Source organism: Akkermansia sp. N21116, from assembly GCF_029854705.2.
In the GTDB taxonomy this organism is placed as follows: Bacteria; Verrucomicrobiota; Verrucomicrobiia; order Verrucomicrobiales; family Akkermansiaceae; genus Akkermansia.
Genome location: NZ_CP139035.1, coordinates 970,750 through 981,845, shown reverse-complemented (window position 1 = coordinate 981,845; position 11,096 = coordinate 970,750). Strand labels below are relative to the sequence as shown.

Below are 11,096 nucleotides of genomic sequence, written 5' to 3'. Positions count from 1 at the left end.
CCACGAGGAAGACTTTCTGATTTTACCTGTCCTACACCTGCCACACATCCTCCGGGGGAGGAGTCAACGATACCCCGTCGCCCGGCATGGACATGCTGACCGTGTGGACACTCCGGCTCAGCCATGCGAACAGTTCCGGGAACTTCTGCTCATTGACCTGCATGGGAGGACGCCCAGGACTGATGCTGCAAAGCTCCGACAGATCAGCGCGGCCGATACCGAAGACGAACACGCTGAGCTTGCGGGCAGCCGTTAGTTCCTTCAATCGTCCCTCCAGTTCCCGGTGCCGGGCGCTGGTCGGAACCCCGTCCGTCATCACGACGAGCCAGGGCTGGTAGAATTCCACCCCGTGTGCCCGGTAGGTACGCTTGCGGCTGTCGAGTTCAGCTAGAGCCAATTCGACGGCTTCACCAAGGAGCGTTTCATTCTCCTGTGACGTGGAGATCTTCAGGACTGTGTCAGATTCCCGGATCGGACCGAACTCCTTTACTGTTGCTACCGTCCGGGCGAAAGTCATCACTGCTACATCGGCGGCCAGCTTCGCCAGAGGATCGGCGAGAATGTCGCTGACGAACCGCTGAAGCCCGACGTTGAGCTCGTCCATCCGGGTGACGATATTGTCTCCCGTGACGATATTCCAGTTGATCCCGTCGGAGTGCTCCTGACGGAGGATGTGTTGGTTGTCGCCCCGGATAATACCGTTCATACTGCTGCTGGCATCCAGCAGGAAGAGAACGGGAAGCCGGGCGTTGGTGTTGTTGCCGAACTCGCGCATGGCGGCGAGCTGTTCCTGTCTGGTTAGGTGTGTTGATGATGATATAGACATGATGATTCGAGTTAATCGTTGATGGTTGGATTCCGGGTTGCCTGATTCAATGCGCTACGACGCCGTATGCAGAGCCTGCACAGGGGACGGGCATGAGATTGCTGTAAACGCCGTGCTACATCGTCAGGAGCTTCCCGGAAGAGAATCCCGCAGTCCGCACAGATGTTGGATGTCATCTGTACCAGCAGACTGTGGGGCGGACAGGGACGGTCGTACAGAAGATCCCGGTACATGGGATGATCCCTTCCGCCTCCCGGCTCCATATCCCTGAGGTATTGCTGCAAACAACGCGCCAGATACCCCGGCATGACGCGTGGACGCAAATCGCGACGCTGGACACAGGTGAGGTTGTGACCGAGAGCGTCGCGGAGCTTGCGGGGGAGATACGACCAGACATAACGCCCGGGCGTATCAGGTGGGTAGAATCCCGCCGGAGGCTTGTACGAAGCAAACGCATAAGGTAGCGTTCCCTTCCTGGCGGCTTCCCGCATGTCTCCTCCTCCCCCTTGACGGGCGAAGGGAGACAGGCCGAGCGTCAGCGTCATGAAGAGCAGGACGGACAGGGCGTAGGCATCGTGGCTGCGGGTGCGGAGGAAGTCTCCGAAGTTGCCGCGGAGTTTCGGAGCCCGGAACCGTTCCGTGCCGACGGAACAGGGATAGTCCTCGACCTGAAAACTGTCGGCATCAATCCAATGGACGGAGCCATCGGGAGAAACCAGCACATTGCCGGGATGAAGATCCCCAAGGATCACACCGTAACGGTGCAGCGTGTGGACGGATTCCGACAAGTTCAGGCACAGCCTGGTCAGATCGTAACGAGTCCATGACGGGAACTGTTTCTTCAGCAGCTCCGCATGAAACGCGAAAGCCCCGAGCGGAACCCCGTCCGCCCGGGGCATCAGCACGCCGATAAAACACCGCAGTTCATCGTACAGGATCTCGCGCGGCCACGCCACGCACGAAGAACGAATAGGCCGGGAGCACATCAGCCGAAGCTTCTGCTCACGCCAACGTGCCCGTTGGTTCGGATGATAGAGTTTGGCAACGAGTGATGCTTCCGATTCTGAATGGGCAGCAAAGACGGAACCTTCACCGCCTTCCGCAATGAGTTTTCCGAGAACGAATCGTCTTCCCCGGTCTGAGAACAGGATATCTCCAGTCGAGTACTTCCTGCCATTGCCGCAGAGTGTTTCATCCAACAGCCTTACCTGATGATGGAGTGTGTAGATAGACATAAATTAACACAATATGTTGATATTGTATCAATTATATATAACTCGCAAGATTTCCGTTTTACAAAGCGTCTAGATGGGCCGTCCATTGTGTGATCCGTATGACAGAAATACCTTGTCAAATAAGGCTAAAAACACTCTCAAAGTGTACACACTTTGTACACAGATTGGGGCCGTTTCATGAAATTTACCACTTCCACGTCAAAAACAAGAAACCCTCTCCAAGCTAGTTACTTGAAGATGGTTATTGTTGGTGTACCTGAAAGAATTCGACTCTGTACGCCTTTCAGTACAAGAGTTTACTTGGTAGATTTCCGAATTGACCTATCTGCGAGGTGAAGCTGCAGAGGAAACGAATTAAAGAGTATCGCCGAACGCTTCTCTGAAATTTGTTTTCACAGGAGCCTTGATTCCTCCCGGTTTTGGTTGGGTAATCTGGTTGTTGGATGGTGGGGTATAAGTACCTGTATGTTGGGCAATCATATTCTTCAATGTCTTATTCACAGAATGCTGTGAAGCAGCACTCAGCAATGAAAAATCCGGAGTCCATGTTCCGTCAGATTGTTTGGTAAAATGGCCGCGAACAAGGATGCCTCTCCCCACAAGACGAGAATCCAGCATAATGGTTTGAGCGATATCAGCTTCATGTACGATATCCACGAGGCGTTTTTCAGGAATAATTCCGATTTTACCGGGAAGGCCAATGGGATTGACTGTATAGCCTTTGAGTCTGGAGGAAGATATGTGTCTGAGCACATATTGAACAGTGGCTCCTCCCAGGGAATGCCCGACAAGAACAAAATGGTGTTTGGGATATTTTCCCAGAAGTTCGCGAGTAACTCGTAAGGCTACTGTGAATCGCCCCATGTGTTCCAGCTGCTCATCAGAAAAAATCATTTGCCCATCGTCCAGGGCATCGGCAAGAGTCATGCTGCCCCTGAAGAGAATATAGACCGTATTCGTTATTTCAAGGTTGCCGGGATAGGGGGAATTCAGAGAACGATTCGCCTTGGCCATCAAGGCATAGGTCAATCCCCCATCGTTCAGGTTCGGTTTTTCCAGAAGGAAATATCCCTTGTCCTGCAGACGAGTTAAGTCATTGCCCCAAGCGTTCGCATCCAGATAGACAAAGGAAGCCATTTCCGTCATATCAATCAATTCCTGCCGCTCCTCGTAAGGAAGAGTATGAAAGAGGGTCATGGAGTTCCAGGGCGATTTGTCTACTACTTCCTGTTCAAAGAGTTTGATAAAAACTCCAAAGACGACCAACATCATAGGAATGTACAGAAAAAATGCGACAAACGGCCCGAAGATCTTTGATATGATCTGGTAAGGAAGTTTTAAGAGCGTGAATGCGGTTGACCCGAAAAATTTGATTAATCGGGCAAATACAGCAAAAATACCCATAGCGTTCAATTATCTGCTTCGTCCCTCTTGTTCCCGGCTGCGTTCCTTCTCTTCGAAACGTTCCTGCTTTTCTTCACGAAAGCGATCTTGTTGAAACCGTTCACGTTCCTTTTGGCGTTCCTTCTCGGCTTCCTCATGTTGTCTGGCTCTCTCTTTTTCTCGGCATTCCTCCTGCCACTGACGATATTGCTCTTCCTTTGCCTCCTGAGTTTTACGTTGTTCCTCCTCCCATCTCTGTTGTTCCGTGTGGTCGTCTTCCCGGCCCTGGTTCATTTCCTTTCGATTTTCCATGCTCTCTTGCCGGGCTTTTTGCTCCATGGCTTTGGCACGATCCAGTTCCATTTGGGCTTCATGTTCCTCCTGTTTGGCCTTTTCCACCTCATTATTCAGTTCTTCAAGCTTTTTCTGATGTTCTTCGAGGCGTTCGTTGAAGGGACGTCCATCATCCGGAAAATTATCCTGATGTGCATTGCGTTCAGATTCGAGATTTTTGCGTTTTTCTTCGCATTCACGTAAACGATCTTCTGCTTGTTCTCTCATTTCCATGGCTGTCTGTTTATTTTCTTGTGAGATTGTTGCTAAAATAGGGGTTGGAGGAAGCTTTCCCAGAGAACATGTGATCGCTGTAATAAGTAAGGCGTTCCGCCAGAATGGGAGGAATACCCTGGACGAAAGTGAGCACAGCTTCGCGATTCAGGCGACGAACTTCGTCTGGATTGAGAAGGTTTCGTGTAATTTCCGAAAATGATTCGCTTTCACTCTTATTTTTGACAAATTCCGTAAACTTACCGCTTTGACTGTGAGAAACAGATTTGCTGGTTATGGTGGCCGCCCCCAGCATTTCGGAGATATACTTGGCCGTTTCGTGATCGTTAATACCGAAAAACTGCTGAATCTTGGCATTTGCCAGAAAGGTAGGCCAGTCGTGTTCATACAGTGCTTTAAGCTGGGAAAGATCCTGCCATACCATCCAGATACTCATGCCGTATCCGGCCAGCAGACTCACCGCTTGTTTCATCATGGGCAAAGAACCCAGCTGGGCCATTTCGTCCAGCATGAAGAGCACAGGACATCCGTCTGCCGGTTTCCGGCTGCTCCTGGTCATGGCGGACATGGCCATCGTGACCCACAGACGGATAAGGCGCGAGTAGCGTACCAGATGCTGCGGAGGAATAATCATATAAATAGAAACTCCGCCTATGCTTTTGAGATCGGCCAGATCGTACGTTCCAATACCACCATCATTCATATCCCCCAGAGATTTGCAGGCCAGCCCCGAGTCCAGGAATTCCGTGTGCTTGAGGGCATTGGATATGATGCTCTTTAATTCTTCATTACCGGTAGAGAGAATTTCATTACCCGCACGACTCAGCAACCCTCCTACAGCAACCTTGTCCTGACACATGGAATCCAGAATGAAATTCCCAATGACGTGGAAAGGTTGAGCCAGTAACTCCCGTACTTCGGACAGATGACGCAAGCGGTGCGGACCTTTACCGCAGATAACAGCAAGAATAAGTCCTCTGAGCAGGGTGCGAGCCTTGTCATCCCAGTGCGGATCCTTGGCGCCGGCATCGCGCACAATCATGGCATCGGCAATATTGGCGGCGATATCGCCCAATTCCGGATTTTGGGTGAGATAGGTAGACGTTGGTTTCCGATAGTCGACAAGACTGTCAAGCGGGTTAATGCTGTCCGTTTCTTCCGTCATCACATGGAAAGGATCCAGACAAGTGATTTCCTGACGGAACATTTTGCGGCGGAAGTCAGCCGTAATGGCGTAATTTTCCCCTTTCGGGTCAATGACTAGGACAGAACCAGGATAGTGCAACAGATTCGGAACTACCAGACCTACGCCCTTTCCGGAACGCGTAGGGGCCACTGTAATGATATGACCATCACCTGACCAACCCAAAAGCTGATTTTCATGTCCATTGCTGATCAGGCTGAACAAACCAGACATCAGTGAACCCATGGAAGCCTCATAGCCCTGACGTATGCCGGATACCAGTTTTTCAGGATTGACCAAACGTCCCAGCACCATACAACGATTGGCCGGTTCCCGTTCCACAAAGTCCCGTCGAATTCGGCTGTTAATAAAACAATCCGGCGAGTGTTGGAAATTGGGGAAAGTAAACAGGCCTTCCTCTGCCAAATCGTGGGCGCTCGCCCATCGGGCACTCCCGTAACAGTCTGTATTTTTATTGGCCATACATGTATTATTTGCTTTCCGTCACTCTCTTCTGTGAAAGAAGCCACAGAAGAGGATCTTCTACGCGCAAAGCCGGCTCCTTTGTGCTGATGCCGAAGAAAAGCTTTCGGGTGAATGCTTTGCAGGCTTCCATAATGTTCACATCAGCCGCTGCCACCCAACTTTCCATTTCACAACTCACCGTTTCCATTTCTTCCTGATCAAGCGTGCCCCGGTACGAACTATCGCGGCATACCAGACGTTCGGTTGTTTTCAGTCTCCAACGTCCTGTGTAATTGATGTCCGGGCATGCCAATGTATCAAGTTTGGAAACGGCAACAGCCAGCGGTACTGCAGGACATGCACGCCCCAGCTTCAAGAGGATACGATGGGGTTCCGTTCCGTTCAGAGGCGGCAAAACGATGTTGGTTGTTTCCAGTTCATTCCGCAGCGCTTCAACCTGCAAAGGATCCACAAGACAAACAATACCCGAAAGCGCTGTCATGAGGGCGGGAGAAAGCTTTTCTTCGGTGACTTCGGCAAATACGATCAGGCGTCCCTTATCTGACTTTCTTTTACGAATCAGATACATGGAATTTTTGCTTGAGCCAGCATCTTGTTCCATAATCGTCCAGCCGCATATCTCACTAAGCTTGCGAAGTTGATTGATCACAGCGCGGATATAACTGCTTTTTCCTGAACCGGCCGTACCGGCAATGGCTATGATGAGCGGTTTGCCTTCTCTGTTAGCCGATATGCCCCCTTTACAAATCGGGCACGCACGGAATGACAGGATACGATCGCAAATCTTGCAGGTACTTTTGTTATTTCTGGTGCATGAAACGCTTGAAGGCGTACCGCCGATTCCCAGCTTTTGCAGAACGGAAGGGGAGGGAGGAGGCAATTTATCTCCGCAAGAAGGTTTGAAAAACAACAACTCCTTGTCGTTGATTTGTTTGTAACAATGTGGGCAATATAATTCGCCAGCCATATGTTTATTCCATGGAAAGAGATTTGCGATTGAAAATCAAATCGTAGTAAGAGTCTCCAGATACAAAGGGCATGAAGCAATTACCGGCTGCAACCATGTTATCCGGAATGGAGACTGATGCCCGGGATTGTCCGGAGGCTTCAACTGCCAGAGCTTTCTTCCCATCCTGTCTGGAAAGAGGAAATACGCGACGAGCGCACCGTACCTCCATGGCAGGAATACCTTTTTTGCTCTTCACTTCAAATACCCACCCTTGACTGCGTTTAGCTATCCGGCAGTTCACCCTGTTCCCTCCGCCCGGAGCGGGAGAATACACGTTGCGCGGGGTAGACCAGCTTGAAGAGGACGTATGCCCCACTTGCATGAAAACGGAAAAATAATAATCCTTGTCTTCCATGACGGGAATAATGAGCTCATGTGCCTGTTCAGTGCCGTTGCGATTGCAAGTACGTATCTCATTGGCGTTCAAGTCATCCGGATTTTCAACGAATGATTTGTTTCCATAGGCCACGGTCACTTCGCTGCAGCCTTCCGGCCAGGTCCATTGGAGGTATATTCGGCCTGTATTTCTGCGCAGGCGAAGATTTTGCAATCCGCCGTGCCGGCCCGTGCATATGAGAGCGGTATCACCCTTGATCACCAGAGGAATGAGGAACTTCCCGCAGAGATTGATTTCTCGAAGTATGGTAACCTGGGCATCCTTGTCGGTTTCTCCGACTGTTTTGAAACGATTGGCTGTTACTATGCTGCCTGGGATAATCGGCATTTTGTCGGAAACCATCCAGCGCACTTCATCAGCGCCGGAAGGCAGTTCCCAATGAATACGGATATCCGTTCCCAAACATTTGTAATTCCACTGGTCAAGTTCCAGTCTCGGCGGGGGAAGTTGAGGCGTACCGGAACCATGGGCGGTTAATTCGTGTCCGCTGCCATACAATACCAGCAGATATCCGTACTGCCGGCCATTGGTCAATCCGGTATCATGAAAACTGTTACTGCCTCCATCGACCGGCAGGCGTGTGCCATCATTGATGGATTTAGGTTCTCCCCCTTCTTTTCGGATGAGAGCGGCAGACCATCCTGCCGGTAATGCGCACCATGTGAGCCGGGCACTGCCATCCCCCATGGAAACATGGAAATCCGCCTCCGGCAGCACCATGCCCTTGCCGCCCGCAAGGCTCTTTAGAATACGCTTGTTCACTACGGCAAAAACGGCATAGCCATATTCCACGCCAGGTTTTGCCAGCTTGTCCGTACAAGGGGAGGACACACTGCCGCCAAGCTCTTCTCCATCATCCGGACTAACGGGAATCCCATTGCGTTTGCGACGCAGCATGTAATTGATCGGAGTACCGTTGGTATCCGGCAGGCGGTCAAGTTCATTTCCTTGATGGCGAGCCTTGATCCAGGTGATTTCTAGCTCTTTTCCTAATGCCCGCACACTCTTGATGACCGGAGGTTCCAGCGTATCCAGCAATTTGGCTATTCTGGCTTTTCCCAGTTCATCCAGAAGCGCACGGGCCGGCACATAATCCGGGAAGGAACGCAGAATCCCTTGTATTTCTTTCTGAGCCGTATCCAGCTCTTCACTGCTTCCCTTGAGACTATTTCCGCATTTTTCCAGACTTTCATACACTTTCCGGGCAGCATCAAAGCGGGTACCGCAATGACATTTCGGGCTTGGGGCATGAATGAACTTTCCGCATTTCGGGCACATGATACGGATTAATTCACCACATTGAGAACATCGGCCGCTGTTGGCTTCATTTCTGGACTTGCACTTCGGGCACTCCGTGAATTGTTCCTGCCACGGGAAAGGAACCTTGTCCTTGCCCTGACAGCACCGGCGGTATACCAACCACTGCGCGTCTGTGGAATCCAGCCCCTCGGCACATAGGGTATCGTATAACCTGGTGTAGTATATGGGCGATATGGTACCGGGTGAACCCTCCACATAGTTTGGAAAGGCAGCAAACACACGTTCGCAAATTTCCTGCCCCCGCCATGCGTAATCGTAACGTTTCTTTGATTCTTCGTTCTTGAAGTATTTGGCGCCAATAGTCGTAATCTCTACCTTAATAGTATTGACCGGATTATTGGCGGATCCTCCCTTGTTGGGTTCATTGCTCTTATCCGAATTGATTTTGAGCAGTTGCTCGGACAAAAGAGAATTCTTGCAATTCAGATAGTCATAAATACTGGCTTTTCCCGCAGCTTCCAGGCAACATTTCAATTTCTGAATATCGCGAGATGCAGAAATCAGGTGTACGGGATGACTGTTTGCCGGTTTGGGAGGAACACTGAGAGCTTTACATGATTTGTCAACCGCCTGACTGCTGATGACAATGCCCAGTTCATCGGCAAGAGAGGAAACCGAATCTATTTCCAGCTGCACATTATTGCAGATGTTCCGAAAGATTGCCCTGGAAATCTGACCGTCGACAGCGGCGTTTTGCAGGAAATTTTTGACCCGTTTTTGTTCATTTTTCAGGGCTTCTTTTGCCTGCGATAGAAGAGATTGAGGATTTGAAAGAACCTTTTCCATCTCGGGAACGGCTTCCATCCATGTCTTCCGCAAAACATCATCCTGAGGGGCGCTGCTCCACTCGGCAGTACATTGCTTGAGCCTGGCCAATGCGTTGTCAACATTGGTCTCCAGAGGATCGAGGGATAAATCCAGGATTTCAAAGTAATTTCTTTTTTTCATACCCGTTTCAGCAGAAAATAAAGTGAGTGGAAAACTCTCAAAAGAGAAGTTATTCGATGATGGCTCGCTCCAACTCTTTCCGCATGGTGTTCAGCTGTTCCGCCGGAATTGTACAGGCCGTCTGAACTTCTCCTTTGATTTTTTGACCGGAGGCAGGATCCCGTGAGAAGATAGAGAGCAGTCCGTTTTCATCCAGCTTGAAAACGGTTTCTATGGGAGAATCAGCCGGGAGTCCCGGTTGAATAGGCAGATTTCCTTCCCAGATGAGATGACCGTTGTTGGGATCGATTCCTTCTCTATCGAGTTTTCTCTTTTCTTCGGGTGTGGCTGGATATTCAACCAGATTCTCCATTACTTGTATATGTACGCCATGTTGATTGTCCTCGCGAGTGTAACTGGTCAGGTTTGCCTCGACAGGCAGGTTGGTATTGCGGTAAATGAGATTATGAATGCGCAGTGCCTCATTGGGTTGATCGGAGTGATAAGTTAAAATTTGACCGAAACTACGGCTGCATACATTGGAGCATGGAGTCAGTATATTGCTAACTGCTTCCAAGGTAAACCCGCTGTCATCCGCCAATTCCTGAAGCTTCCCTTCCGTTTCCAGCGTCAATTCACCGGCATCGTCTGTTTCCAGAGTGAATCCATCTCCAATCTGTTCGCGCATCAGATGGGCCATTGCGGAGATAGCTGCTCCCTTGGCTACCGATTCGTCCGGATCATAGGAAATGGGAGTAATCCCCAATTCTCTTTCAACTGCAATGGAAACCTGAGGCATATAGGTGCTGCCTCCCACCAGAATGATTTCATCGATTCTGTTTACTCCCTTTCCCCGGGCAATATCCAGGGCGCGTTTCGTCCCACTGATTGTACTTTGAAGAAGGGATTCCGTCTCTGAATCAAATTCTTCACGTGTGATATGGGCGTACAGTTTTTCGCCTTCGAATTTGTAAGATACCTGTGCCTCAGTACGAGACGTAATTGTTTTCTTGGTCTTTTCAGCCAATAACTGCATATCCTGGCTGACGGCCGGGTCGGACAGAAGATCTATTGCGCTTTCTGATGACATCTGCAAACGGTCCACCAGCATTCCTTGCATGACTTCATCCCAGTTTTTTCCACCCAAGTGATGATTGCCATCGGTACAGACTACATTCAGTCCCTTGGGGGAAACATTAATAATGGTCACGTCGAAGGTTCCGCCGCCCAGATCGTAGACCAGGATATTGCGTTCTTCGGCATGGTGGTTTTGGGTAAGTCCATAGGCCATCGCGGCGGCAGTGGGTTCATTAAGTATTTCCAGAACATTGAGGCCGGCAATCTCCCCAGCCGCCTTGGTGGCTTCGCGCTCCTGATGGGAAAAGTAGGCCGGACAAGTGATGACTACATCCCTAATTTCCTGGCCCAGACGCTCGGAGGCGTCGTTCACCAGTTTACGCAGAATGCAGGCCGAGACCTGCTCCGGCCTGTAAGAACCCTTTGAACAAGAAAAGCGATAGTTTTCCGCCCCCATTTCGCGTTTAATGAAGGTACACACTTCTTCTGGATTCATGGAAGCCTCCTGCTTGGCTTCATCGCCCACGACAATTCGATCGTCATCGAACCATACAACGGAAGGCGTCGTGCGTTCACCTTCACTGTTCAGCAAAACCTGGGGTCGGCCATCCCTGCCCACATATGCCACACAGCTGTATGTAGTGCCCAGATCAATTCCTACGGCTATCCTGTTCATGATTTATGTT

General features: G+C 50.4%; 8 protein-coding genes. All 8 read right to left on the bottom strand.

From position 1 onward, the window contains the following. Positions 1–31: 31 nt before the first annotated feature. The 8 genes from QET93_RS03545 to QET93_RS03510 all read right to left on the bottom strand — a co-directional run bounded on the left by QET93_RS03545 (position 32) and on the right by QET93_RS03510 (position 11,086). The gene (locus tag QET93_RS03545) at positions 32–826 is read right to left on the bottom strand and encodes a VWA domain-containing protein (protein ID WP_280131439.1); all 795 of its coding nucleotides are present in this window, start codon (positions 824–826) and stop codon (positions 32–34) included. A gap of 11 nt (positions 827–837) precedes the next feature. Continuing rightward, positions 838–2,061 carry a hypothetical protein gene (locus tag QET93_RS03540; RefSeq protein ID WP_280131438.1) on the bottom strand — a complete coding sequence of 408 codons (1,224 nt, stop codon included), beginning with the start codon at positions 2,059–2,061 and terminating at the stop codon, positions 838–840. A 354-nt stretch (positions 2,062–2,415) separates the two neighbouring features. Next, the gene (locus QET93_RS03535; protein WP_280131437.1) at positions 2,416–3,333 is read right to left on the bottom strand and encodes a hypothetical protein; all 918 of its coding nucleotides are present in this window, start codon (positions 3,331–3,333) and stop codon (positions 2,416–2,418) included. A gap of 141 nt (positions 3,334–3,474) precedes the next feature. Continuing rightward, the gene (locus QET93_RS03530) at positions 3,475–4,005 is read right to left on the bottom strand and encodes a hypothetical protein (protein WP_322190106.1); all 531 of its coding nucleotides are present in this window, start codon (positions 4,003–4,005) and stop codon (positions 3,475–3,477) included. 16 nt (positions 4,006–4,021) lie between these two features. After that, complete coding sequence (locus tag QET93_RS03525; protein WP_280131435.1) at positions 4,022–5,677, bottom strand: type IV secretory system conjugative DNA transfer family protein; 1,656 nt, start codon at positions 5,675–5,677, stop codon at positions 4,022–4,024. A gap of 7 nt (positions 5,678–5,684) precedes the next feature. After that, on the bottom strand, positions 5,685–6,647 hold the full coding sequence (locus QET93_RS03520) for a hypothetical protein (RefSeq protein WP_280131434.1): 963 nt from the start codon (positions 6,645–6,647) through the stop codon (positions 5,685–5,687). Between the two features lie 4 nt (positions 6,648–6,651). Next, a complete protein-coding gene (locus tag QET93_RS03515; RefSeq protein WP_280131433.1) occupies positions 6,652–9,354 on the bottom strand; it encodes a zinc ribbon domain-containing protein in 2,703 nt (900 codons plus the stop codon). Between the two features lie 49 nt (positions 9,355–9,403). Then, positions 9,404–11,086, bottom strand: a complete 1,683-nt coding sequence (locus QET93_RS03510; RefSeq protein WP_280131432.1) for an Hsp70 family protein — start codon at positions 11,084–11,086, stop codon at positions 9,404–9,406. Between the last annotated feature and the right edge of the window lie 10 nt (positions 11,087–11,096).

Coding starts and splice junctions, on each gene's coding strand:
- QET93_RS03545 (WP_280131439.1), bottom strand. CDS start 826: ATGTCTATATCATCATCAACACACCTAACCAGACAGGAACAGCTCGCC.
- QET93_RS03540 (WP_280131438.1), bottom strand. CDS start 2,061: ATGTCTATCTACACACTCCATCATCAGGTAAGGCTGTTGGATGAAACA.
- QET93_RS03535 (WP_280131437.1), bottom strand. CDS start 3,333: ATGATGTTGGTCGTCTTTGGAGTTTTTATCAAACTCTTTGAACAGGAA.
- QET93_RS03530 (WP_322190106.1), bottom strand. CDS start 4,005: ATGAGAGAACAAGCAGAAGATCGTTTACGTGAATGCGAAGAAAAACGC.
- QET93_RS03525 (WP_280131435.1), bottom strand. CDS start 5,677: ATGGCCAATAAAAATACAGACTGTTACGGGAGTGCCCGATGGGCGAGC.
- QET93_RS03520 (WP_280131434.1), bottom strand. CDS start 6,647: ATGGCTGGCGAATTATATTGCCCACATTGTTACAAACAAATCAACGAC.
- QET93_RS03515 (WP_280131433.1), bottom strand. CDS start 9,354: ATGAAAAAAAGAAATTACTTTGAAATCCTGGATTTATCCCTCGATCCT.
- QET93_RS03510 (WP_280131432.1), bottom strand. CDS start 11,086: ATGAACAGGATAGCCGTAGGAATTGATCTGGGCACTACATACAGCTGT.